We start from the raw sequence: 24,162 nt of genomic DNA, 5'->3' as shown, positions 1-24,162 counted from the left end.
GGTGCGGTGTCACTTCGCGAGGAAGGCGAGGAGGGCGGTGTTGACCTCCTCGGCGTGGGTCCACAGCAGACCGTGCGGGGCGCCCTCGATCTCGACGTAGTCGGCGGACGGGAGCGCCTTGTGGAAGGGACGCGCGGTGCCCTCGGCCGGCAGGATGCGGTCGGCGGTGCCGTGCAGGATCAGCGCCGGCACGTCGACGGCGGGGATGTCGGCGCGGAAGTCGGTGTACCAGGTGGCCGGCGCGGCGGAGGCGGCGAAGGCGCCGCCGCGGGCGGCGGTGTTCCAGCTGTTGCGGACGGCCTCCTCGCTGATGCGGGTGCCGAGGTTCTCGTCGAGGTTGTAGAAGTCCTGGAAGAAGGCCGTGTAGTAGGCGTAGCGGTCGGCCTTGACGGCGGCGACGACGCCGTCGAAGAACTCCTTCGGGGCGACGCCGTCCGGGTTGTCGTCGCTCTTGAGCAGGCAGGGCTCCAGCGAGGCCAGGAAGGCGACCTTGGCGACGCGCTCGGAGCCGTATGTGGAGACGTAGCGCGCGACCTCGCCGGTGCCCATGGAGAAGCCGACGAGGACGGCGTCCCTCAGGTCGAGGCTCTGCATCACGGTGTTCAGGTCGGCGGCGAAGGTGTCGTAGTCGTAGCCGGTGGTCGGCTGGGAGGACCGGCCGAAGCCGCGGCGGTCGTAGGTGATCACGCGGTAGCCGGCGTCGAGCAGTGCGGCGCTCTGGCGCTCCCAGGAGTGGCCGTCGAGCGGGAAGCCGTGGATGAGGACGACGGGCTGCCCGGCTCCCTGGTCCTCGAAGTAGAGCTCGACGGGGTTGGTGTTCTCCTGGCCCACGGTGATGTACGGCATGGGTGTGCGTCCTCGATTCGGGGTGCTGGTGCGCGCGTCGGAGCGGCGCGGTACACCCGTCACGCTAGGACCGGTCGCGCACCTCCGTTTGTCGTACCGCGCACCGCGCCTTGCACCGGGGCGCAGGGGGCGCGCTCAGTCGCCGGCCGGGGCGCCGGGGTCGTCCTCCGCGAGGACGACCCGCGCCAGGTGGACCCTGGAGCGCACCGAGAGCTTGCGGAAGATCGAGACCAGATGGGTGTTGACCGTGTGCGGGGAGACGACGAGGGTCTCCGCGGCCGACCGGTTGGTGTGGCCCGCGGCGATCAGCCGGGCCACCTTGCGCTCCGAGGCCGTGAGCGCTTCCCAGCCCTGGTCGGTGCGCGGCCGGAGACGGCCGGCGCGTCGGCCGGGGCGGCGGGTGGCCCGTTCCAGATCGGCCCGGACCCGGTCGGCCTCGGCGTCGGCCCCCGCCCGGGCGTAGCGGTCCAGCGCCCTGGTCAGGGCGGCTGTCGCGGCGGCGTCGCCCGAGGCGAGGAGGGCGCGCCCCAGGTCGGCGGAGGCGGCGGCGAGGGGCAGCGGCCGGGGGCCGTCGAGGAGGATGTCCACGGCCCGCTCCAGGAGGCCGTGGTCGGCGTTCACCAGGGCCGACGCGTGGGCGGCCGTCCCCCGGGCGGTCGGCACCGTGGGGTTGCGGGTGGCGTGGGCGGCGGCCTGGGCGGCCAGGTCCTCGGCGAGCCGCCGGTCGCCGCCGCGCAGGGCGATCCCGACGGCCTGGACGACATGGGGGCGCAGGAGCCGCCAGCGGAGGAAGGGGTGGTCCCGCTGCACCGAGCGGAGGAGTTCGGCCGCTGCCGCGTGGTCGCCGTCGGCGTCGGCGACGACGGCCTCGAAGTACCGGTGGGTGGCGTGGTTGCCCGTGTTGGGGCGGTCGGTCACGGCCGCCCTGACGACGTCCAGGTGTTCTCCCGCGGCCTCGCGGTCGCCGCGCAGCAGCGCGAGGAGGCCGCGGTTGACGCGGAGGTTGACCAGGTTGCCGGGCACCTGGAGGTCCGCTTCGAGGCGTTCGGCGGTGACGAAGTCGGCGTCCGCGTCGTCGAGCCGCCCGAGCCCCATGTTCAGGGTTCCCTGGGTCCAGCTGAGCATGGCGGGGCGCGGGGGGAGGTCGCCGGCCGTCCGGAGCAGTCGCCGTACGGCGTCGAAGTCGTCCATGTGGATCAGGGCGACGGCCTCCTCGGGCAGGAAGGCCGGGTCGAACACGCTCAGCGCCGTGTGGTGGGCGACGGCGGCGGCGCAGTCGCCCGCGTTGAGGGCGATCTCGCCGAGTCCCCACAGCGCGAGGACGCGGGCCTCCCGGTCGCCCGCCCGCTCCGCTTCGGCGAGCGCCCGTTCGCCGGTCTCCCGGGCGGCCCTGAGGTCGCTGCCGCGGGAGCGGGCCAGGGCGTGCCGGGCGGTCAGCCGGGCGCGGATCGCCGGGTCGGTGACGGCCGCCAGCGCGGTCGTGGTGCGGCGGGTCAGCTCGTGGACGTCGTCGAGGTGCCAGAGGGTGTCGCCGAGGACGCACTGGAGGCGGGCGAAGACGTCCAGGGGCGGCTGCCGGGCGAGCAGCGCGTCGCCGGTGTCCCGTGCCTGCGTGTACCGGCCGGCGCGGGTCAGCGCGACGATGGCGCGTTCGCCCGCCTCGTACGCCAGGGGCGCACGGGCCGGGGCGAGTTCCAGGGCCCGTACGGCCAGGTCGGCGGCGAGGTCGGGCATCACGGCGAGCACGTCGTCGGCGGCCGTGCCGAGGAGTGCGATCGCCTCCGTGTCGCCGTGTTCGGCGCTCTTCAGCAGGTGCGGGACCGCGTCGCCGGAGCTGCGGCCCGCCGCGACGAGCCGGCTCGCGGCCTCCCGGTGCAGGGCCCGGCGCACGGAGGGGGCGAGGTCGGCGTACACCGCCTGGCGGAGCAGGTCGTGGCGGAAGAGGAGGCGTTCGCCGTCGTCGTGGAGGAGGGCGGCCGCGATCGCCTCGTCGACCTCCGCGCCGAGACCGGCGGCGGGCCGGCCGCAGAGGGCCGCGGCGTCGGCGAGCGAGAACGCGCGGCCGAGGACGGAACCGATGCGCAGGAAGTGCAGGGTGTCCGGGCGGAGTCCGGCCAGCCGGCCGCGTACGCCGAGGACCAGCCGCTCGGGCGGCTCCGGCCCGTCGGCGCCCGTGGCCGCGATGCCCGAGAGCACCTCGGCCGCGAGGAAGGGGTTGCCGCCCGCCCCGTCGAGGAGGTCGCCGACGCGCGCCGGCACGTCCGCGCCGAGGACGTCGTGCGCCAGTTCGGCCAGGGCGGTCGCGGACAGCGGCCGCAGGGGGAAGGTCGTCGTCAGCGGCCCCTGCCCGTACAGCCCGGGGTCCTCCCTGCTGGTGAGCAGCCAGAGGACCGGGGAGCTGAGCAGCCGCGCCGGCAGCACGCCGAGGGCGAACCGGCTGAGCGGGTCGGCCCAGTGGACGTCGTCGACGGCGAGCAGGACGGGCCGGCCCGCCGAGCGTTCCTCGATCAGCTGGGCGAGCCGTTCGACGAGCCGGATGCGCTGGTCGTGGTGGCCGGCGAGGTCGGCGAAGTCCGTGCCGGAGAGCAGCGGTGGGTCACCGTGCAGGAGGCCGGAGGCCAGGGAGGCGAGCGGCGCCAGTTCGTGCAGTTCCTCGGCGCGTCCGTGGCTGACGAGGAATCCCCGGGCCCGCGCGAGCGAGACGGTCTCCTGGAGCAGTGCGGTCTTGCCGATCCCGGGCTCGCCCAGGAGCAGCGCGACCGCGCCTCCCTCGCCGTCGCGCACGGCTTCGGTCAGGGCGCGCAGCCGCTCCAGTTCGGTTTCGCGGCCCCGCAGTCCGGGCCGGCTCAGCCCCGTCGCCGTGCCGTGCCCGTCGGTCCGGTCGGGGCTCATCCCTTGACCGATCCGGCGAGCAGTCCCCGTGCGAGGTGCCGCCGGAGAAGGAAGAAGACGAGCAGCGGGACGAGCGCGGCGACGAAGGCTCCCGCGGTGAGCCGCTGCCACTCGTTGCCGTAGGTCCCGGCCATGTTCGCCAGCCGGACCGTCATCGGCGCGGTCTCGGCCGTTCCGCCCGACAGGGTCAGGGCCACGAGGAGGTCGTTCCAGACCCAGACGAACTGGATGACGGCGAAGCCGGCGAGCGCCGGGCGGGCCAGTGGCAGCACGATCCGGAGCAGCAGCGTCCCGTGCGAGGCGCCGTCGACGCGGGCGGCCTCGACCATCTCCCTGGGCAGCGCGGCCAGGTGGTTGTGGAGGAAGTACACCGCGAACGGCAGCGCGAAGGCCGTGTGGGCGAACCAGACCTGGCCGAACCGGGCGGCACCGGTGAGCTGCCACGCGGGCAGGAACAGCCAGCCCTGGGAGAACAGCTTCAGGAGCGGGACGAGCGCCATCTGGAGCGGCACGGCCTGGAGGGCGAAGACGCCCACGACGAGGGCGTCGCGTCCCCGGAAGTCGATCCAGGCCAGCGCGTACGCCGCGAGGAAGGCCAGCACGAGCGGGAACAGCACCGAGGGGACGGTGATGACGACGGAGTTGACGAAGTGCTCGGCGAGCCGCCCCGACCCGTTCCCGCCGCCGGAGAGCACCTCGGCGTAGTTGTCGAGCGTGAGGTGCGGCGTACCGAACAGCGTCCACCAGCCGGTGGTCTTGATCTCCTGCTCGGGGCGGAACGAGGAGAGCAGCAGACCGAGGGTGGGGGTCGTCCAGAGGACCGCGATCACCACGGCGACCGCGGTGAAGGCACGGGAGGCCAGACGCTCCCGGACGCCGTTCACCCGGTCCTCCGCCGCGTCCGGAGCCGGTGGGCGACGAGGGGGACGACGAGGAGGAAGAGGAGCACGGCGAGGGCGGCGCCGCGGCCCGTCTCGCCGTAGCGGAACGCCTGGTCGTCCATGGCGTGGGCGAGGACGCCCGTGTCGAACTGTCCGCCGGTCATGGCCCGGACGATGTCGAAGGCCTTGAGGGTGCCGATCGCCTGGGCGAGGAGGACGACGAGCAGGGTGGGCCTGATCGACGGCAGGGTGATCCGGCGGAAGACCTGCCGGGGCGACGCGCCGTCGAGGCGGGCGGCCTCGGTCAGCTCGGCGGGTACGGCCCCGATCGCGCCGGCCAGCAGGACGGCCGCGAAGCCCGTCTGCGTCCACACCATCGCCACGATGAGGAACAGGACGTTCCAGGGGGAGTCGACGAGCCACTGCCGCGGCTCGCCGCCGGACGCGACGACGAGCCGGTTCAGCAGCCCGATCTGCTCGGCCCCGGCCGGACGGTAGGCGTAGACGAACTTCCAGACGACTCCGGCGCCGACGAACGAGAGCGCCATCGGGGTCAGGAGCAGGGACAGCGCGACCGTCCTGCACCGCGACCGGGCGACGGCCGCCGCGTAGAGCAGACCGAGCGCGGTGGACGCGAGCGGCACGAGCACCGCCCACACCAGGGTGTTGCGCAGGGCGACGAGGGCCCGGGGGTCGGTGAACATCCACGCGTAGTTGTCGAGGCCGACCCACGTGTCGCCGGCGCTGTCGGTGAACGACAGCGCCAGGGTGCGCAGTCCGGGCAGGACGAGGCCGATCGTGAGCGGCAGCAGCGCGGGGGCCAGCAGGAGCAGCGCCGCGGCCCTCCGCCGCGCCGGCCCCCGGTGGAGGGCGAGCAGGACGAGGGAGACCACCGCGGCGAAGGCGGCGACGCCCTGGAGCAGGTACAGCAGCTTGGGCTGCTGGGCGACGACGTCGAACGGCATCACCGGGTCGGCCAGGACCGTTCGATGGAGCCGGCGACCTGCCGGGTGCCCGCGCCGCCGATCCAGTCGACGGCTCCCTTCCAGAACGTGCCGGCGCCGACCGACGCCGGCATGAGGTCCGAGCCGTCGAACCTGAACTGCGTCCGGGGGTCCTGGAGCAGCCGGATCGAGAGCCGGTCGACCGGGGTCGCGGCGTTCGCCGGATCCACGCCCTTGTGCGCCGAGACGTACGGGCCCTTCCTCATCCGCGCGTTCGCGAAGTCCGCGGAGGCCAGGTACTCCTGGAAGGCACGGACCTCGGGGCGGTCGGCGAACGCGGCGGTGAACACGCCACCGCCCAGGACGGGCCGGCTCGCCGGGTCGACGCCCGGCAGGAGGAAGGCGTAGACGTCCTTGTCCGGTCCGATCTCGGTGCCCTCGGGCCACAGGTCGGCGTAGAACGAGGCCTGGCGGTGCATCGCGCAGTCGCCGGACAGGACCGGTGTGCCGGCCTCCTGGAAGGAGATCGACGCCATCGACCGGGCGGGGCCGAAACCGCCGTTGGCGTACCGGTCGTTCTTGAGGAGGGACCCGACGGTGTCCATGGCCCGGAGGACGCGGGGGTCGTCGAAGGGGATCTCGTGGGCGACCCACTGGTCGTAGACGCGCGTGCCCTGCTGGCGGAGGAGGACGTCCTCGATCCAGTCCGTCACGGGCCAGCCGGTCGCCTCGGCGGACTCGACGCCCGCGCACCACGGCTTGACGCCCGAGGCCGCGACCTTCTCGGTCACGGCCATCAGCTCGTCCCAGGTGCGGGGGACGCTCAGTCCCCGGTCGCGGAAGAAGGCCGGGGAGTACCAGACGAACGACTTCACGTTCGCGACGAGCGGCGTGCCGTAGAGGGTGCCGTCCACGGTGGCGTAGCTGTTCCAGTCCGCCGACCAGCCCTGCTCGGCGAGAGCGGCGACCCCCGCGCCGACGGGCTTGAGTCGCCCGGCTCGCGCGAAGCGCTCCATGAGGCCGGGCTGGGGGAAGAACGCCACGTCGGGGGCGTTCCCGCCGTCGACCCTGAGTTGGATCCGAGCCTCGAACTCCCCGTCGCCCTCGTACCGGACGTCGATGCCCGTGCAGTCGGCGAAGTCCGCCCAGGTCTCTTCGAACAGGTCGGCTTCCCGGTCGCGGTTCTCCGCGTAGACGGTGACCTCGGTGCCGGGGTGCTCGCCGTAGCGGGCGTACGGTGCGCAGTCCGCGGCGGTGCGCGACGGCGAACCGCCGTCCTGCGGGGCGCCGCAGGCGGTGGCGGTGACGGCGAGGGTGATGACGGCGAGCGCGATCCTCGCGCCGAACCTCATGGGTGTGCTTCCTCCGATCGCCCGCCGCGAGTTCTCGGCGGGCGTTTCGGAAAGCTACCGGGTTCGAACGTCATAGACCAATCGTTCGACGCTCAAGCGCAGGTCAGCGCCCCGTGGACCGGGCCGCCTCCAGGATCAGCTCCGCCACGGCCTTGGGCTGGGAGAGCATGACCAGGTGGGAGGAGTCGACCTCGACGGTGGTCATGCCGGCCCGCTCGTACCCGTACCGCTCCACGTCGGGGTTGATCGTGCGGTCGGCGGAGGCGACCAGGCCCCACGAGGGCTTGGTCCGCCACGCGGCGACCGGTGCCGGCTCCGCGAACGCCCGTGCGGCCAGGGGGCGCTGGGAGACGGCGAGCACCGCGGCGAGGTCGGGGGCGACGTCCGCCGCGAACAGGGCGGGGAACCGGTCGACCGCCACGGACACGTCGGTGCCGGGCTCGCCGGAGCCGGGCACCGGGAACGGGGTGTACACGAGCGCCTCGCCGAGACCGGAGTCGGGGAAGCCGCCCTGCAGCTCGCCCAGGCTCTCGCCCTCCTTCAGCGCGTACCCCGCGAGGTACACGAGGGCGCGGACGTTGTCCTCGGTACCGGCGAGGGTGATGACGGCGCCGCCGTAGGAGTGCCCCACGAGGATCACCGGGCCCTCGACGGCACGGATCACGGAGGCGATGTACGCGGCGTCGTCGACGAGGCCGCGGTTGGGCACCGCCGGAGCCAGCACGTCCAGGCCGGCGGCGGTCAGTTCGGGGACGACCCGGGCGAAGCTGGAGGCGTCGGCGAAGGCGCCGTGGACCAGGACGACGGTGGGACGGGCGTGTCGGGGCAAGGGGAACTCCTCGGTGAGGGGAAGGGGGAAGGCGGTCGGGGGCCGGTTCACAGGCCGAAGCGGGCGCGGCGCTCCGGGGGCACCAGGTCGGCGTACGCGGGGTGCTTGCCGATCCAGCCGCGGATGAAGGGGCAGTACGGGAGGACGCGCAGGCCCCGGTCCCGGGCGTCGTCCAGGGCGCCGCGCGCGAGCAGCCCGCCCAGGCCACGGCCGCCGAAGCGGGGATCGATCTCGGTGTGGATGAAGGCGATCTCACCCTCCGAGAGGTGGTATTCGGCGAAGCCGGCGGTCTCGGTGGCGTCGCCGCCGGCGTCGGCGTCGACGACGATCTCGTACCGGGACCTCTCGGGCCGGTCGGTGATCCGGGGTTCCATGGGGCTCCTGTCGGGTCGAGGGGGAAGGGGGCGGGGGCCGGGGGTCAGAGCGTGCGGCGCACGCCCGCCTGGCGTTCCAGGTTGCGGAGCTGGACGCCGAGGTCGCCCTCCACGGCGAGGTGGGCGGGGCCGCTGCGTCCGATGGGCAGGACCTGCTCACTGCGCATGTCCTCGAGCATCAGGGCGAACGCCGTGTACATCGCGACGAGCGCCACCACGAGGCCGAGCGCGCCGGACACGCGCGTCAGCCACTCGACCCCGGTGACGCCCGCGAGGCCGGTGGCCGCCCAGCGCGGCAGGGAGACCGCGAGGACGAGCCACAGCGCCCGCTTGGGCCCGGTCACGGCGGTCATCAGCGCGCCGAAGCAGAGCAGCGCCAGGTTGAAGACGCCGAGGACCTTCGGGCCGTCGGCCGCGCCGCTGAGCATGATGAGGGCGTAGGGCAGCCAGCTGCCGGCGAAGACCGCCATCAGGGTCGCGGCGATCACGTCACGGGCGCCGAAGGCCAGGTAGCTGACCAGGAGTTGGAGGACGAAGGCCGGCAGCACCGTGAACGCGACGGCCGCGCGGGCCTCCTCCCCGAGGATCCCGAGCTGGAGGCATCCCGTCATCACGGACGCGAGGGCGATCGTGAAGAAGCCGAGCGGCATGGGCGAGGCGATGGGGCGCAGGTTGATCCGGGTCATCGACCGGAGGTCCGGCTCGAATCGGCGCCCGGGCGGGACAGCCGCGGCGTCGTCTCCGTCGGCGGCCGGGGAGGCTGTACTCATCGTGTGGTCTCTCTCAGTGGGCGAAGCAGGGGTCGACGAACGACGGCGGCGCGTCGGGGGCGGCGCCGCGCGCGACGCGCCACCGGCGGTGCCGCTCGGACTCGGCGACGGCCTCGGCCACCAGCGAGGCCTGCCGGGCACCGCTCTGGTAGCCGCCGAAGCGGGCCACGGGGCTCCACTCGGGGGTCACCGGCGGGACGGCCTCGTCGAGGCCCTCGTACTCCGCGGTCGCGTAGACGATCCGGCCGCCGACGACGGTGAGGACGGACTCGATGTCGGGAATGACGTCCTCGGGCACCGTGAGGAAGTCGTCGGAGAGGATCGCGAGGTCGCCGTAACAGCCCTCCCGCAGCGTTCCCTTGACGTCCTGCTCGCCGGTGAGCCGCGCGCCGCCCCGGGTGTAGAGGCCGAGGGCGGTCTCCCGGTCGACCAGGTTCCCGGCCGGGTAGAGCGCGGTGCCGCCGACGGTGCGCCCGGTGACCAGCCAGTGGAGCGCGACCCACGGGTTGTACGAGGAGACGCGGGTGGCGTCGGTCCCGGCGGCGACGGACAGGCCGCGGTCGAGCATGGCCCGGACCGGCGGGGTGTGGGCGGCCGCCTCGGCGCCGTAGCGGTCCAGGAAGGCGGCGCCCTGGAAGGACATCCGGTTCTGGACCGAGACGGCGCCGCCGAGGGCGGCGATCCGGTCGAGGCTGCCGGGCGAGACCGTCTCCGCGTGGTCGAAGAGCCAGCGGTTGCCGCCGGGGAACAGCCCCTCCGCGGCGAGCTTCTCGAAGACGGCCAGGTCGCGGCGGATCGTCTCGTCGTACGTGGCGTGGAGCCTGAACCCCCAGCCGTTCTCCAGCAGGAGCCGTACGGCGCTCTCGAACTCGGTCTCGTACCCGGCGGCGAGCTCGGGCCGTGGCTCGGAGAAGTTCTCGAAGTCGGCGGCGGCCCAGGTCAGGTTCTCGCCCGCGCCGTTCAGCCGCAGCCACTCGTCGCCGTCCCCGGGCCTGACCGTCTCGGTCCAGCGCTTGAGGTCGGCGAGCTCCTGCCCGGCGGTCTGCGGGAAGAGGTGGTAGGCGATCCGGAGCGTCAGCTCCCCCGCCTCGGCGAGGTCGACGACCGTGGCGTAGTGGTCGGGGAAGTTCTGGAACCCGCCCGCCGCGTCGACGGCGGAGGTGAGTCCGAAGCGGTTCAGCTCGCGCAGGAAGTGGCGGGTCGACGTCCGCTTGTCGGCCTCGTCGAGGGCCGGCGCCTTCGCCAGCGTCGAGTAGAGGAGGAGCGCGCTCGGCGCCGCGAGCAGCACGCCGTTGGGTTCGCCGTCCCGGCCCCGGACGATCTGCCCGCCGCGGGGATCGGGGGTGTCGCGGGTGAAGCCGGCGGCCTGGACGGCGGCCCGGTTCATCAGCGCGGACTGGTAGAGGTGCAGGACGAAGACGGGGGTGTCGGGCGCGGCGGCGTTCAGCTCGGCGACGGTCGGCATCCTGCGCTCGGCGAACTGTTCGGCGGTCCAGCCGCCGACGACGCGGATCCACTGCCCCCGGGGCGTGCGGCCGGCCTGCTCGCGCAGCATCGCCAGGGCCTGGCCGAGGCTGCGCACGCCGTCCCAGCGCAGTTCGAGGACGTAGTTGAGGCCGCCGCGGATCACGTGGAGGTGGGAGTCGTTCAGGCCGGGGATCACCCGGCGGCCGAGCGCGTCGACGACCTTGGTGCCGGGCCCGACGAGGTGGGCGAGGTCGTGGTCGTCGCCGAGGGCCGCGACCCGGCCGTCGCGGAGGGCGACGGAGCGGGCCTCGGGACGGCCCGGGTCGCCGGTGAACACCTTGGCGTTGCGGACGAGGAGATCGGCGTGCCCGGGCTCCCGTCGCGGGGCGGGGACGATGCCCGCCACCGGCATGCCGGTCGACGGCCCGGTCATGCGAGGGCCTTGCGGAGGGCGTCGGTGGCCAGGCCGATGGCGAGGTCCGCGGCCCAGGTGTCGCGCAGCGCGTTCAGCATCACGAAGTCGTGGATGGCGCCCTGGACGCGCAGGGCGGTGACGGGGACGCCGGCGGCACGGAGCTTCGCCGCGTACGCCTCGCCCTCGTCGCGCAGGACGTCCGCCTCGGCCGTGATCACCAGGGCCTGCGGCAGGCCGGTGAGCTGCTCCGTGGAGGCGCGCAGCGGGGAGGCGGTGATCTGGGCGCGCTCGGCCTCGTCGGTCGTGTACTGGTCCCAGAACCACTTCATGGCGTCGCGGCGCAGGAAGTAGCCCTCGGCGAAGGCGTGGTACGACTCCGTGTCGAAGCGCGCGTCCGTGACCGGGTAGAAGAGGACCTGCTGGACGAGGGTGACGTCGCCGCGCTGCTTGGCCATGAGGGTGAGGGCGGCGCTCATGTTGCCGCCGACCGAGTCGCCCGCGACGGCGAGGCGCGTGCCGTCGAGGTCCTTGTGGTGGCCCTCGCGGGCGATCCACTGGGCGACGCTGTAGTTCTGCTCGATCGCGACGGGGTAGCGCGCCTCGGGCGACAGGTCGTACTCGGGGAAGACCACGGCCGCCCGGGTGCCGACGGCGAGTTCGCGGACGAGCCGGTCGTGGGTGTGGGCGTTGCCGAAGACCCAGCCCGCGCCGTGGAGGTAGAGGACCACGGGGAGCGGGCCGGTGACGCCGCGGGGGCGGACGATCCGGGCGCGGACGTCGCCGGTCGGGCCGCCGTGGACGGTGATCCACTCCTCGTCGACCTCGGGCAGGGGCACGCCCTCGCCGCTCTGGACATCGTCCACGGCCTTGCGGCCTTCGGCGACGGGGATCTGGTAGAGGTACGGCGGCTGGGCGGTGGCGTCGGCGAACGCCTGGGCGGCGGGTTCGAGGACCGGACGGCTGCTCATGAGGGGTCTCCTTCGGGAGGTACGGGACGGTGAGAGGAAGGGCGGGAGGTACGGGTCGGGGGGGTCAGCGGGTCGCGCGCGCGGCGGCGAGGATCACGTGGGTGACCACGGCCGGGCGGGAGACGGCCACGGCGTGCGACGCGTCCACCTCGGTGACGTGCGAGCCGGCCCGCCGGGCCATCCACCGCTGGGCGGCCGGAGGGATGTTCTTGTCGGCGGTGGCGATCAGCGCCCAGGACGGGATCGTCCGCCAGGCCGTCTCGCCGGCGCCCTCCTCCAGGGCGGCGGTGGCGACCGGGCGCTGGGACGCGGCCATGACGGCCGCGTCGGCGGTGGGCACGTCTGCGGCGAACTGCCGGTGGAACGCGCTCTGTTCGATGACGAGTTCGGTGCCGGTGCCGCCGCCGGGCAGCGGGTACGCCTGCGGGCGCACGGTGTCGCCGAGGGTGGAGCCGGGGAACCTGGCGGCGAGTCCGGCCGCGCTCTCGCCCTCGGCCGGGGTGAACGCGGCGATGTAGACGAGGGCCTTCACCCGCGTGTCGCCCACCGCGGCGCCGCTGATGACGGCGCCGCCGTAGGAGTGGCCGACCAGGACGACGGGGCCGTCGACGCCGGCCAGCACGCTGCGCAGGTAGGCGGTGTCCTCGGCGAGACCGCGCAGCGGGTTGGCGGGGGCCAGGACGGGGTGACCGGCGTGCTGCAGCCGCCGGATCGTGCCGCGCCAGCTGGAGGCGTCCGCGAACGCTCCGTGGACCAGGACGATCGTGGGCTTCTGACCGTGGCGGCCGGCGCCGACGCCGGAGTCGGCGTCGACGTGGGCGTCGGACGGACGGCTCGCGGGCCCGGCGCCGACCAGGGCGGCCAGCGTCGCGGGCAGGGCGAGGCCGAGGGTGAGGGCGCGCCTCGTGGGATGCATGGGTGGGTGGTTCCTTCGTCGGGTGGTGTGGTGGGGTGTGCGGGTGGGCTCGGTCGGGCGTGCGCGGTCGCGCGGGGTGCGGTCGCACGGGTTACGGCGATGGGGCCGAGCGGGTACGGCGGTCGGACCGCGCCGGTACGGCGGTCGGCGGGCTCGCCTCAGAGGCCGTACGCCTCAAGGAGCCGGAGCCAGACCTCGCTCACCGTCGGGAAGGCCGGCACGGCATGCCACAGCCGCTCCAGGGGGACCTCGCCCACGACGGCCACGGTGGCCGTGTGGATGAGTTCGGTCGCCATCGGGCCGGTGAGCGTGCAGCCGACGACGACACCTCGGGTCTCGTCGACGACGAGCTTGGCGAGGCCGCGGTAGTCGTCCGCGTGGAGCGCCGCGCCGGCGACGTCGTCGACGCGGTACTCCACCACGCGTACCGCGAGACCCGCTTCGCGTGCCGCGCGCTCCGTGAGGCCGACGCTCGCGATCTCGGGCCGGGTGAAGACGGCCTGCGGGACGGCGAAACGGTCGGCCTCCGCGCTCCACGGCTGCCGGCCGCCGGTGACGGCCGGCCGCCCGGCGGCGCGCTCGGCGATCGCCGCCGCGCACGCACGGGCCTGGTACTTGGCCATGTGGGTCAGCGGCGCACGGCGGTTGACGTCGCCGACGGCGTAGAGCCAGTCGCCCTCGACCGCGGTGACCCGGCAGGTGTCGTCGACCGGAAGCCAGTCGCCGCCCGGCAGTCCCACGGCGTCCAGGCCGAGGTCCGTGGTCCGCGGGCGCCGTCCGACGGCGGCGAGGACCTCGTCGCAGACGAGGGTGGTGCCGTCGTCGGTGTCCACGGTCACCGTGCGGGTGGCGGCGTCACGGGCGACCCGGACGGCCGACACCCCGAAGCGGAGGGTGACGCCCAGATCGCTCAGCCCCCGGGTGACCTCCTCGCCCGCGCACGGCTCCCAGCCGGTCAGCAGGGCCTGGTCGCGGACCAGCAGGGTGACGGAGGCGCCGAGCGAGCGCCACGCGGTGGCCGTCTCGCAGGCCACCACTCCCCCGCCGATGACGACGAGCCGCCCGGGCACCGCGTCGGCCGTGGTGGCCTGCCGGTTGGTCCACACGCCGATCCGGTCGATCCCCTCGACCGGGGGCAGGGCGGGCTCCGTGCCGGTGCAGACCACGACCGCGTACCGGGCCCGCAGGGTACGGACGCCGCCGTCGGCCCCCGTCACCTCCACGCGGCGCTCACCGGCGAGCCGCCCGTGCCCCCGTACCAGCGCGACGCCCGCACGGCCGAGCCAGTCGGCCTGGCCGGTGTCGTCACCGCGCCCGGTGAAGCGGTCGCGGCGGGCCAGGACGCGGGCCGGGTCGAGGTCCGCCGTGACCGCCTGCCGGGCCCCGTCGACCGACCGGGCCTCCGCCCGGGCGGCACCGGGGCGCAGCAGCGCCTTGCTCGGCACACAGGCCCGGTAGGAGCACTCGCCGCCGACGGCGTCGGCCTCGACGACGACGGCGGTGAGACCGGACCGTACGAGCCGGTCGGCGACGACCTCGCCGGCCGGTCCGCCGCCGACCACCACGACGTCGTACGTGTCCATCAGCCGCGCACCAGAGGGGTGTCGACGAGGTGCTCGGCCAGGAACCACACCTGCGCCTCGCCGGTGCGGACGACCTCGGAGACGAGCAGGTCGGCGCTGCCCTCGTCGCCCTCCCCGGAGAGCCGGGCGGCGGCGTCCCGGGCGTCGATCAGGATCCGCTCGTGGGCGTCGAGGAGCCGCGACAGCATGACGGGCACCGGCTCGACGCCGTCCGGCGGGCGGGGGATCCCGGTCAGCTCGGCGACGTGGCGCGGGTCTCCCACGGCGACGCCGCCGAGGCTCTGGACCCGCTCGGCCAGCGCGTCCACGATGGCCAGTTGGGTCTCCGCGTGCTTGTCCAGCATCAGGTGGAGCGAGTAGAAGGTCGCCCCCCGCATGAGCCAGTGGTGCTTCTTGTAGAGGGAGTAGAGGATCTGCGTGTCGGCGAGGACGTGGTTGAGGCGCTGACAGGCGTACATGCGGGTGTCGTGGCCGAGTCCGATCGGCAGCTGCTTCAGCGTGCCGAACGCCTGGGTCTCGGCGCCCTTCTGGTGCAGCAGCGGCTGGCCGCCGCCGTGCGGGGTCGCGAGGGTGTCCATCGGGTGCTCCTGTCGGGGTGAGGGTGAGAAGGGCCCGGCCGCCCGGTCGGGGGTACGCGGCCGGCCGGACCCGGTCCGCGCGGCCGCGCTCAGCGCTCGGCGCGTGCCGGGGCGGCGGGCCGGTGCAGCACGAGCCGGGTGAGAAGTCCGCTGCCGAGCCCGGCCGCGAGCGCGAGGGCGGCCGCCCACAGGGGGTACGGGGTGAGGCCGAGGGCCGCGTCGAGGGACCAGGCTCCGGGGCCGGTGGCGGCGAGGGCGGCGGCGGTGCCGATGAGGACGAGCGGATACTCGTACCCGTCGTTCTGCACCCAGAGCCCGTGGCGCCACTTCACGGTGAGCGCGACCGTCATGACCCCGACGACGCCGGTGGCGGCGAGCGGGGTGAGGAGGCCGGCGGCGAGCAGCAGGCCGGAGCCGATCTGGCCGCCGCCCGCCGCGAGCGCGGTGAGGACACCGCCGCGAAACCCGTCGGCGCGGAACTCCTCGGTGCCGCCTTCCAGGCCCCTGCCGCCCAGGTGCGTGCTGACCTTCTGCACGCCGTGCCCGGCGACGAGCAGTCCCACCAGCAGACGCAGGATCAGAATGCCGGTGTCCACCGCGGTCAGCCGGCCGCGTGCGCGCCGATGACCGACTGCGCGTACACGACACCCAGGCCGTAGGCGCCCGCGTGGGCCTTGACGACCTCGGTGACGGGGACGTACGTCTCCTGGCGCGCCCAGTCGCGCTGGAGCTCCAGGAGCACCTGCACCCAGGTCACCGGGACGGCGCCGGCGGCGATCATCCGCTGCAGCGCGTGCTCGTGGGCGGCCGGGGTGACGCCGCCGGAGGCGTCGGCGACGACGTACACCTCGTAGCCCTGCTCCAGGGCGGAGAGCGCGGGCAGCACCAGGCAGACCTCGGTCCACAGGCCCGACAGGATGATCTTCTTCCGTCCGGTCGCCTTGACCGCCGCCACGAGCGCCTCGTCCTCCCAGGCGTTCATGGTCGTGCGGTCGATGATCTCCTGCTTGGGGAACACCTCGGCGAGCTGCGGCAGCAGCGGCCCGGAGAACGACTCGGCGGCCACCGTGGTCAGGACGACGGGCACGTCGAAGACCTGGGCCGCCTTGGCGAGACCCACGGTGCTGTTGATGATCGCGGCACGGTCGCCGCTGCCGGTGCCGAAGAACATCTGCGGCTGGTGGTCCACGAAGAGCATGACCGCGTTGTCGGGCGTGAGCAGGTCCTTGCTCGGGGCGGCCTGCACCTTGTCGATGTCGAACATGAGGGGTCCTTTCGAAGCCATGGGTGACGCCCCGCCGCCTCTGCGGCGCGGCGCTCCCTCACGCTACGAGCGACCCGACGGCCCGAGTTGATCTCCTGCGCCCAGCCGCTGGCACGACAGCGCACAACCGGGCGGCCCGATCACCGCCCGGCTCGGCGCGCCCGCCCCCGGTCCCGTCCCTCGTACCGCCTGGGCACCGCATCGGCCCGCACCGGACACCGGTTCGCCACGGCGCCGCCGCCGCGAGGGCTTACCTGCGTCGTCGTGCGGCCCAGCGGGCGGTGGCGGGCAGGGCGAGTGCCGCCGAGGCGAAGAGAGCGGCCAGGGTGCTCCAGCCGGCGGTACCGTGGGGAAGGACGAACGCGGTCAGCAGGCCGGGGCCGAGGGCCTGGCTGACGGAGATCCCGGTCTGGTAGATGCCCTGGTAGGTGCCTTGTGCGTGTTCGGGGGCCAGGTCGTAGGACAGGGTCCAGCTGCCCGCTTGCGAGGTGACCTCGCCGAGGGTCAGCACGACGACGGCGCCCACGAGGATCACGGCGGCGGTGCCCGGAGCGCGGTCGGCCGCACACGCGATCGCGATGCAGGCGGCCGCGACGAACAATCCGCCGCGGCGGAAGGAGCGTGCGGCCTGGACCGTTGTGGTGATGCCGCGGGCGGCCCGGACCTGGAGGGCGATGACCAGGGCGGTGTTGACGACGAGGAGCCAGCCGACCGTGGCCTGCGGCGCGCTGGTGCGGGTGAGGAGCCACAACGGCAGAGCTACTTCGAGGACGACGTAGAGAGTGTTGACGACCGCGTTGAGTGCGGTGACGGCCAGGTAGGGCACGTCGCGAAGCGGGTGGGGCGAGTGCCGCTCGGCTCCGGGTGCAGAGGTGTCCTGGCGGGAGGCCGCCGTGCCCGCTGTCCGGGGCGTCTGCGCGGGCGCCTGGGGCTGGGGGGCGGGAATCGCGTGCAGGGGGATCAGCGCGAGGAGGAACGCGGCGGCGCTCAGGCAGATCGCTCCCCGGTACGCCGCGTGGGTGTCGAAGGCGAGGACGGCCGAGCCGAGGGCGGCGCCCGCTCCGATGCCCACGTTGTTGACCGCCCGCAGCACTGCCAGGGCACGGGTGCGCCGGTCGGGCGGAAGGACATGGGCGTACAGGGCGCCGCGTGCGGCGGCGTTGGCGCGGCTGCCGGCCGTGGCCAGGCAGGCCAGGACGAGGAAGAGGGGAAAGGACCCCGCGACCGCGTACAGGGCGATCGCGGCTGTTTGCAGCAGGTGCAGGAAGGCCAGGACCCTTTTCGCGCTCCAGCGGTCGCACGCGCGCCCGGCGGGCAGGGCGGCGGGGATCCCGCACAGTCCCGCCACCGTCAGCACCAGTCCGACCTGCTCGACGGAGTAGCCCAGTCCCCGGGTGAACCACAGGGTGCTGACGGTCAGGAAGAGCCCGTTGCCGACGGCGTTCACGAGAAGCAGAGCGGCGAGCCCCCGCACGGCCGGGTCGCTGCCCGGCCGGGGAGGTGAGGTGGGAGAGGCCGGTTTCGACGCCGGGGTGGTACTGGTGTCCATGGCCGCCAGCACACCTTCGGCCCGGCGCACACGGAATGGTTTTACCCTGGTGCTTAATGATTCGTTTCCGTCTGGACCTGTCCGACCTGGCAGCGACCTCTTTCGCCTACTCGCCGCTGCAGGAGACCGTTCTCAGCCTGCGGATGTGGACCGGTCATGCGCGGCGCTTCCCCGCCCTGCGCGATACCTTCGCGGGCCTGCGGCCCGTCTTCGAATGCCTCGACCACACCCTGCTGACCTCGCTGGTGGCCCGCCGCCGCTACTGGGTGCCCGATTTCCTCACCCCCCGGCCGCACACCTCGGCGCCGGACATCCGCCACGAGTTCGACGCGCTGCGGGCCACCGACCCGGCCATGGTGCGGCCCGGCCTGGAGCAGACTTTCCTGCCGCTGGGCGAGCCGGTCCCGGCCAGGCTGACCGACGCGTGGGACGACCCGTCCCGCCTGCTCACCGACATCGCCGACGCCCTGGAGGAATACTGGGAGCAGTGCCTGCGCCCCCTCTGGTGGCCCCGCGCCAGAGCGGTGCTGGAAGCCGACATCGCCCACCGCGCCCGCGTCCTGGTCGAAGGCGGCGCAGACGCCCTCTTCACCGGAATCAGCTCACAGCTGTCCTGGAAAGAGGGCGTGGTCGCCGTCGAACGCAACGGCCCCCGATCTTCTGTGCCCACGGACATCCCGATCGACGGCCGCCGGCTGCTGCTCACCCCCAGCTGCTTCGCGGACGGCGTCTCCACCATGCTCAGCTCCCGGGCCCTGCCGCACATCGTCTACGGCACACGCGGCCTGGCCACCCTCGCCGAACGCCCCGAACCGCCGGCCACTTCCCAGTCGCTGGAACGGCTCCTGGGCACCCCCCGCGCCCGCCTGCTGACCCTCCTCGCCGAACCCGCCTCCACCACCGAACTCGCCCACCGCCTCGGCGTCACCCCCGCCGCCGTCAGCCAGCACCTGTCCATCCTCAAAGCAGCGCACCTGCTGGAACGAACCCGTCACGGGCGCCACATCCGCTACCGCCACAGCGCGCTCGGCGCCGCCCTGTGCACACCCCACCACGCCCGCAACTCCGACATCCGCTGACTCCGCCCCGGCAAGAGCCACGCGGTTCCTCGCCGCCGCCCTCCTGCTGCGCAGTTCCGGCCTCGCGAGCTCCCGTGCCGACCCCGGCAAGAACAGAAACAGGTGTCTCTCTGCGACATGCCCACTGATGCCAGAAAAGAATTGATAAAGGGCGATATCTATACAGTGCGATTCTTGATCTCTTCTGCTTCGGGAGCTCTGTGTGAGACCGCAACCACGCCCGTTCGCCCTAGGCGCCGCCGCTGCTTTGACCCTTGCAGGCATCTGTCCGTCCGGGGCGGCGGCCGAGGTGCCGGATCCGGCCCCGGGCACGTCCGTGGTGACGGTCAGGACGGGCGGGGACCGCAGCGGTGACGCGTCGGTCGCGCCACTGGCCGGGGTGCGGCTGGCCCTGTTCGCAGGGGAGAACGATCCCGACCCGATCGCGGAGGACTGGGCGCGGTGCACCTCGGATGCCGACGGTGACTGCAGCTTCACCGTGCCCTCCACCGCAAGCGGCCAGATCAACGAGGGCGAGCGTTTCTGGGTGGGGCAGGAGCCCGACGGAGTACCACCGGGGTGGTTCGTGAATCCCTCGCTGCGCACGGGCAAGGGCAGCGGAAGCGGATCGGTCGAGTCGGACTACCGCTTCCGCACCCCCGCTCTGGAGGAGGGCAACACCTACTCCTCGCTGTCGGACTTCATGCGCAGCACCGCCTGGTCGGCCGTGCCGTACGTCGCTTCGACCGGTATCTGGCAGCAGTCCCGGGTGAATCCCGCACTGCCGGCCGCCTGTGGTCTGGACGTCGCGGTGGTGCTGGACCTGTCAGCCTCGGTGGGCAGCGCACTGCCTCAGCTGAAAGCGGCCACCGACCAGCTGACGGACACGCTGACCGGAACGCCCTCGCGGCTCGCCCTGTTCTCCTTCGACCGCAACTCGCCCAGCACCGGAACTGCCAACCACCCCGACCTCGTTCCGGTCTCGACCAGGGACGGCGCTGACGCCTTCAAGGACCTGTACGCGGACTGGGGGCTGGGGTCCGGCACGAACTGGGACCAGGGCCTGAACGCCGTCGCGCAGGCCGGACCGGTCTACGACCTGGTGATCGTTCTCACCGACGGCAACCCGACCCGCTTCAGCAAGCCGTACTCGGGCGACGGCACCAACACCCACTTCGCCGACGTGGAAGGCGGGATCTTCGCCGCGAACGCGGTCAAGGCCAAGGGCTCCAGGGTCGTCGCCGTCGGCGTCGGCAACGGCGTGGAGGGCATCTCCGGGATCAACCTCAAGGCGATCTCAGGCCAAGAGGCGTTCGACCCCGCGGACCCCGCGCCCGAAACGGCCGACTACTACCAGACGACCGACTTCGCCGCGGCGGGCGAGGCCCTGCGTAACATGGCGCTCACCCAGTGCGAAGGAACGTTGTCGGTCATCAAGCAGCTCGTTCCCGAGGAAACCGAGGGCGAAGACGTCACCGGCGCCGCGCCGGCGGGCGCGGGCTGGCAGTTCGGCGCCACGACCACCACAGCGGGAGTCGGAGGACTGCCCGACACACAGACCACGGTGGACGACGGCACCGGCGGCGTCGTCTTCACGCCCACCTTCCCCACCGGGGCGGCAGACGCGGACATCACCGTCACCGAGACACAGCAGCCCGGCTACGAACTGGTCACCCAAAACGCCAGGAACGCCGTCTGCACCAACCTCGACAACGGCCAGCCCGTCGAGGTCACCAACACCGGCGCAGCCTCCGCACCCGCCTTCACCGTCGACGTACCACGCCTGGCCGCAGTCAGCTGCGTCGTTCACAACCGCCCCACCCCCAACCCCACGCCGACGCCCACGGACCCGACGCCGACGCCGACCGATCCCACGCCGACGCCCACGGACCCGACGCCGACGCCGACCGATCCGACACCGACGCCCACGGACCCGACGCCGACGCCGACCGATCCGACACCGACGCCCACGGACCCGACGCCGACCGACCTGCCAGGGGGCTATGGGGACGATGGAGGTTATGGGAATGAAGGTGGGTACGGCGAGCAACTCGCACACGCCGGGGACAGTCACGGGCCCTTGATGCTTCTGGCCGCTGCGGCGATGACAACCGCGGGAACAGCCTTGATCAGATGGCGGCTTCGCCGGCGCGGCAGCTCGATGCTCCGCTCTCACTAGACACCGAGCCTTCCCCGATCCAGCCAAGAAGCACAGCAGTTGGGCTGACAGCATGCTGAAGCCCCTGGTAGATGAGTTATCGGCCAAGAGAACCGTCTCCGCCAGGGGCTTCACATGCTTGTCCACCCGTCGGGTACCGACGTGTCCAGATCCGCACTTCGCCCCCTCACGCAGCAGCTGCGGCGGCACCGCCCCACAATCGGCTCCCGGTGGCGCCTGAGCACCGGGCCGCGCACGACCGCCGCGGGCACGGCCGGTCTTCGACGGCTGCGACGTCGACACCTTCGCCGACGACCTGAACGACCTGCTGACCGGGCTGGACCTGCGGAACGTCACCCTGGTCGCGCACTCCATGGGCGGCGGAGAGCTCGCCGGGTACATCGGCGGGCACGGCACCTCGCGCGTGAAGTCGGCGGTCCTGCTCTCGGCGCCCCCCTGATGATCCAGGGGCCGGACAACCCCGGGGGCGTGCCCGGTCGGTCTTCGACTCGATCAAGGACGGGGATCCTCAATGAACGTTCGCAGTTCTGGAAGGACACCGCGGAGGGGTTCCCCTGCCGGACACGAGTTCGGGTGTCGGCTTGCGACGCAGCCCCGAGCGGGCACCATGGGTCCCGGGGAAAGACCCCTCCGGGGGGGGCATCGCCTCGTCCCGAGGCGCACACACACAGGAGTGCACATGACGCAGCTTCCCCCGCCCGTCACCCCCTACCTCGAACCGGCCGCGAGGGAACTGGCCGAGGCCACCGACCCGCACCCGCGGATCTACGAGGTGCCGCCGGAGCAGGGCCGCGACATCCTCGCCGGTCTGCAGAGCGGCGAGGGGGTGCCCCGGCCGGAGGTGGACGAGGAGTGGGTGGACGTGGACGCCGGCCAGTGGGGCACGGTCCGCACCCGGATCATCCGCCCGAAGGGCGCCACCGGCCCGCTGCCCGTGGTCGTCTACATTCACGGGGCCGGCTGGGTCTTCGGCGACGACAAGACCCACGACCGCCTCTTCCGCGAGCTCGTCGTCGGAGCGGGCGCGGTGGGCGTCTTCCCGGTCTACGACCGCGCGCCGGAGGCGAAGTACCCGACCCAGGTGGAGCAGAACTACGCGGTGGGCCAGTGGGTGCGGAAGAACGGCGCCGACCACGGCATGGACACCTCGCGCGTGGCGGTCACCGGCGAGTCCGTCGGCGGCTGCATGTCCGCGGTCTTCGCGCTGATGAACAAGGAGCGCGACGACGGCCTCGACCTGAAGGCCCAGGTCCTGCTCTACCCGGTCACCGACGCCGACTTCGACACGCCGTCGTACCTCCAGTTCGCGGAGGGCTACTACCTCACCCGCGACGGCATGAAGTGGTTCTGGGACGCGTACACCACCGACCCCGAGGAGCGGAAGCAGCACTACGCCTCGCCGCTGCGGTCGACGCTCGACCAGCTCAGGGGCCTGCCCACGACTCTGGTCATCACCGACGAGGCGGACGTCCTGCGCGACGAGGGCGAGAAGTACGCCAACAAGCTCCGTGAGGCCGGAGTCGACGTCACCTCGGTCCGCGTCGCCGGCATGGTCCACGACTTCCTGCTCCTGGACAGCCTGCGCGACACCCGCGCGGCGAACGTGGCGCGCAAGCTCGCCGTCGACGCGCTGCGCACGGCCCTGCACGACAGCTGACCGCAGTCCGCCCCCCGGCCGGGGGCTTCGCTCCATGCCCACGCGGGCACAGTGCGCCGCGTGGGAACGGAGCGACGCCCCTGACCCCAAGCCCGCCCCGACGGCTGGGCCGTCAACGAGACACGATCACCGACGATCCCCACGACGCGTGGACCCGGCGCCTGCTGCCCGTCGGCCCCGGCATCGCGCCCGACCGTGCCCGGGAGTTCGTCCACGATCTCCACGCGCATGCCCAGTCGGACCTCGGCGACGAGCGGGCCGAGGCCGACTTCGAGCGGAAGGAGTAGCCCGATGGCCAGTCTGTCCCCCGGTTTCCACGGCCGCGGCAGCCGGAGCCTCGTGGAACGCCTGCCCCCGGGCCAGTACCCCACGGAGTCGTTCCCGGTGCTGTCCGCCGGCCCGACCCCGCACGTGCCCACGGACACCTGGTCCTTCACCGTCACCAGCGAGAACGGCGAGAGCAGGAGCTGGACCTGGGACGAGATGAGGGCCCTGCCGCAGGAGCAGCCGGTCGTCGACATCCACTGCGTGACGCGGTGGTCCAAGTTCGACACCCGGTGGGAGGGCGTCTCCCTCGACGTCCTGGCAGCCGGGGTGGAGACCTCCGCCGGATTCGTCGTCGCGGAGTCCTTCGACGGCTACACCACCAACGTGCCCCGTGCGGACGTCACGGGAGGCAGGGCCTGGCTCGTCCACTCCTTCGACGGCTATCCGCTGTCGCCGGACCACGGCGGTCCCGCCCGGCTGCTGATCCCCCACCTGTACTTCTGGAAGTCGGCCAAATGGGTCAAGGGCCTGCGCTTCACGACCGAGGACGAGCCGGGGTTCTGGGAGCGGGCCGGCTACCACGACTACGGCGACCCCTGGCGAGAGCAGCGCTACTGGAACGACGCATGAGCGCCCCGAAGACCGGCCGGAGCCCCTCGGGCGGCTGGTGGCGGGCGCGGCTGACCTCGCGCGACGGGCAGACGACGACCGGCCGCACCCTCCGCTTCGAGGTGCCCGGCTGGCCCGGCCACCGGCCAGGCCAGCACCTCGACGTCCGCCTGACAGCGGACGACGGCTACCAGGCCGTCCGCAGCTACTCGCTGGCGGCGCCCGCCGCCGGGGAGACCGTCGAGCTCGGCGTGCAGACGGCGCCCGACGGCGAGGTCTCCCCGTATCTGAACGATGTCCTGCCCATCGGCGCCGAGGCCGAGGTCAAGGGACCGCTGGGAGGATGGTTCGTGTGGACGCCGGAGACCCGGGGCCCGCTGCTCCTCGTCGCCGGCGGCTGCGGCGTCGTGCCCCTCATGGCGATGCTCCGCGCCCGGCGCGCGGCCGGAACCCTCGTCGACCCCTGCGCGCTGGTCTGCTCCGTACGCGCCCCTGGCGAACTCTGGTACGCGAAGGAACTCGCCGACCCGACAGGCACCGAGGACCTCCGCGTCCTCTACACGCGCCAGGCACCCCCGGGCGAGGAACGCCCGGCCCACCGCCTCGCCCCCGACGACCTGGAGGGCCTGCCCGCGTCCCCGGAGACCCGCTGCTACGTCTGCGGGCCCACCGGCTTCGTCGAGCACGCCGCCGCCCTCCTCCAGTCCCGCGGACATCCGCCGGGCTCCATCCGCACCGAACGCTTCGGCTGAGCCCCACGCACG

The 24,162-nt window shown here is 73.3% G+C and carries 21 protein-coding genes and 1 pseudogene; 6 read left to right on the top strand and 16 right to left on the bottom strand.

Annotation, left to right across the window (positions count from 1 at the left end; all coding sequences use genetic code 11):
- Nucleotides 1–9 precede the first annotated feature (9 nt).
- The 16 genes from ABFY03_RS34090 to ABFY03_RS34015 all read right to left on the bottom strand — a co-directional run bounded on the left by ABFY03_RS34090 (nt 10) and on the right by ABFY03_RS34015 (nt 17,628).
- Nucleotides 10–846 (bottom strand): alpha/beta fold hydrolase, encoded by an 837-nt coding sequence (locus ABFY03_RS34090; RefSeq protein WP_319009902.1) that lies wholly within the window; start codon nt 844–846, stop codon nt 10–12.
- Between the two features lie 135 nt (nt 847–981).
- Nucleotides 982–3,738: a helix-turn-helix transcriptional regulator gene (locus ABFY03_RS34085; RefSeq protein WP_346171777.1), complete on the bottom strand. Its 2,757-nt coding sequence runs from the start codon at nt 3,736–3,738 to the stop codon at nt 982–984.
- Nucleotides 3,735–4,622, bottom strand: a complete 888-nt coding sequence (locus ABFY03_RS34080; RefSeq protein ID WP_346171776.1) for a carbohydrate ABC transporter permease — start codon at nt 4,620–4,622, stop codon at nt 3,735–3,737. The genes ABFY03_RS34085 and ABFY03_RS34080 overlap by 4 nt, the downstream gene beginning before the upstream one ends.
- On the bottom strand, nt 4,619–5,584 hold the full coding sequence (locus ABFY03_RS34075) for a carbohydrate ABC transporter permease (protein WP_346171775.1): 966 nt from the start codon (nt 5,582–5,584) through the stop codon (nt 4,619–4,621). Before ABFY03_RS34075 ends, ABFY03_RS34080 begins: the two co-directional genes overlap by 4 nt.
- Nucleotides 5,584–6,915 (bottom strand): ABC transporter substrate-binding protein, encoded by a 1,332-nt coding sequence (locus ABFY03_RS34070; RefSeq protein ID WP_346171774.1) that lies wholly within the window; start codon nt 6,913–6,915, stop codon nt 5,584–5,586. Before ABFY03_RS34070 ends, ABFY03_RS34075 begins: the two co-directional genes overlap by 1 nt.
- A gap of 103 nt (nt 6,916–7,018) precedes the next feature.
- Nucleotides 7,019–7,744 carry an alpha/beta fold hydrolase gene (locus ABFY03_RS34065; protein WP_346171773.1) on the bottom strand — a complete coding sequence of 242 codons (726 nt, stop codon included), beginning with the start codon at nt 7,742–7,744 and terminating at the stop codon, nt 7,019–7,021.
- 47 nt (nt 7,745–7,791) lie between these two features.
- A complete protein-coding gene (locus ABFY03_RS34060; RefSeq protein WP_319009896.1) occupies nt 7,792–8,118 on the bottom strand; it encodes a GNAT family N-acetyltransferase in 327 nt (108 codons plus the stop codon).
- Nucleotides 8,119–8,162: 44 nt separating this feature from the next.
- Nucleotides 8,163–8,888, bottom strand: a complete 726-nt coding sequence (locus ABFY03_RS34055; protein ID WP_319009895.1) for a GPR1/FUN34/YaaH family transporter — start codon at nt 8,886–8,888, stop codon at nt 8,163–8,165.
- A 13-nt stretch (nt 8,889–8,901) separates the two neighbouring features.
- A complete protein-coding gene (locus ABFY03_RS34050; RefSeq protein WP_346171772.1) occupies nt 8,902–10,788 on the bottom strand; it encodes an amidohydrolase in 1,887 nt (628 codons plus the stop codon).
- On the bottom strand, nt 10,785–11,738 hold the full coding sequence (locus ABFY03_RS34045; RefSeq protein ID WP_346171771.1) for an alpha/beta hydrolase: 954 nt from the start codon (nt 11,736–11,738) through the stop codon (nt 10,785–10,787). The genes ABFY03_RS34050 and ABFY03_RS34045 overlap by 4 nt, the downstream gene beginning before the upstream one ends.
- Nucleotides 11,739–11,802: 64 nt before the next feature.
- Nucleotides 11,803–12,654: an alpha/beta fold hydrolase gene (locus ABFY03_RS34040; protein ID WP_319009892.1), complete on the bottom strand. Its 852-nt coding sequence runs from the start codon at nt 12,652–12,654 to the stop codon at nt 11,803–11,805.
- 158 nt (nt 12,655–12,812) lie between these two features.
- On the bottom strand, nt 12,813–14,237 hold the full coding sequence (locus tag ABFY03_RS34035; protein ID WP_346171770.1) for a dihydrolipoyl dehydrogenase family protein: 1,425 nt from the start codon (nt 14,235–14,237) through the stop codon (nt 12,813–12,815).
- The gene (locus ABFY03_RS34030) at nt 14,237–14,815 is read right to left on the bottom strand and encodes a Dps family protein (RefSeq protein ID WP_319009890.1); all 579 of its coding nucleotides are present in this window, start codon (nt 14,813–14,815) and stop codon (nt 14,237–14,239) included. Before ABFY03_RS34030 ends, ABFY03_RS34035 begins: the two co-directional genes overlap by 1 nt.
- 89 nt (nt 14,816–14,904) lie before the next feature.
- Nucleotides 14,905–15,411 carry a DoxX family membrane protein gene (locus ABFY03_RS34025; protein ID WP_319009889.1) on the bottom strand — a complete coding sequence of 169 codons (507 nt, stop codon included), beginning with the start codon at nt 15,409–15,411 and terminating at the stop codon, nt 14,905–14,907.
- 5 nt (nt 15,412–15,416) lie between these two features.
- Nucleotides 15,417–16,079 (bottom strand): hydrolase, encoded by a 663-nt coding sequence (locus ABFY03_RS34020; protein ID WP_346171769.1) that lies wholly within the window; start codon nt 16,077–16,079, stop codon nt 15,417–15,419.
- A gap of 250 nt (nt 16,080–16,329) precedes the next feature.
- Nucleotides 16,330–17,628, bottom strand: a complete 1,299-nt coding sequence (locus ABFY03_RS34015) for an MFS transporter (protein WP_346171768.1) — start codon at nt 17,626–17,628, stop codon at nt 16,330–16,332.
- Nucleotides 17,629–17,684: 56 nt separating this feature from the next.
- Here ABFY03_RS34015 and ABFY03_RS34010 point away from each other — a divergent pair, with 56 nt between their 5' ends.
- The 6 genes and pseudogenes from ABFY03_RS34010 (at nt 17,685) to ABFY03_RS33980 (ending at nt 24,150) form a co-directional block, all read left to right on the top strand.
- Nucleotides 17,685–18,707 carry an ArsR/SmtB family transcription factor gene (locus ABFY03_RS34010; RefSeq protein WP_346171767.1) on the top strand — a complete coding sequence of 341 codons (1,023 nt, stop codon included), beginning with the start codon at nt 17,685–17,687 and terminating at the stop codon, nt 18,705–18,707.
- A gap of 247 nt (nt 18,708–18,954) precedes the next feature.
- Nucleotides 18,955–20,865, top strand: a complete 1,911-nt coding sequence (locus ABFY03_RS34005; protein WP_346171766.1) for a vWA domain-containing protein — start codon at nt 18,955–18,957, stop codon at nt 20,863–20,865.
- 230 nt (nt 20,866–21,095) lie between these two features.
- Nucleotides 21,096–21,417, top strand: a pseudogene (locus ABFY03_RS33995) (alpha/beta fold hydrolase); the annotation flags it as partial.
- A 127-nt stretch (nt 21,418–21,544) separates the two neighbouring features.
- Complete coding sequence (locus ABFY03_RS33990; RefSeq protein WP_346171765.1) at nt 21,545–22,522, top strand: alpha/beta hydrolase; 978 nt, start codon at nt 21,545–21,547, stop codon at nt 22,520–22,522.
- Nucleotides 22,523–22,813: 291 nt separating this feature from the next.
- A complete protein-coding gene (locus ABFY03_RS33985; RefSeq protein ID WP_346171764.1) occupies nt 22,814–23,419 on the top strand; it encodes a sulfite oxidase-like oxidoreductase in 606 nt (201 codons plus the stop codon).
- Nucleotides 23,416–24,150, top strand: coding sequence for an FAD-binding oxidoreductase (locus ABFY03_RS33980; protein ID WP_346171763.1), 735 nt, complete (start codon nt 23,416–23,418; stop codon nt 24,148–24,150). The genes ABFY03_RS33985 and ABFY03_RS33980 overlap by 4 nt, the downstream gene beginning before the upstream one ends.
- Nucleotides 24,151–24,162: the final 12 nt, after the last annotated feature.

The organism is Streptomyces roseofulvus, from assembly GCF_039534915.1.
In the GTDB taxonomy this organism is placed as follows: domain Bacteria; phylum Actinomycetota; class Actinomycetes; order Streptomycetales; family Streptomycetaceae; genus Streptomyces; species Streptomyces roseofulvus.
Note: the sequence above shows the minus strand (reverse complement) of the source record. Positions and strands in the feature narration are given on the sequence as shown.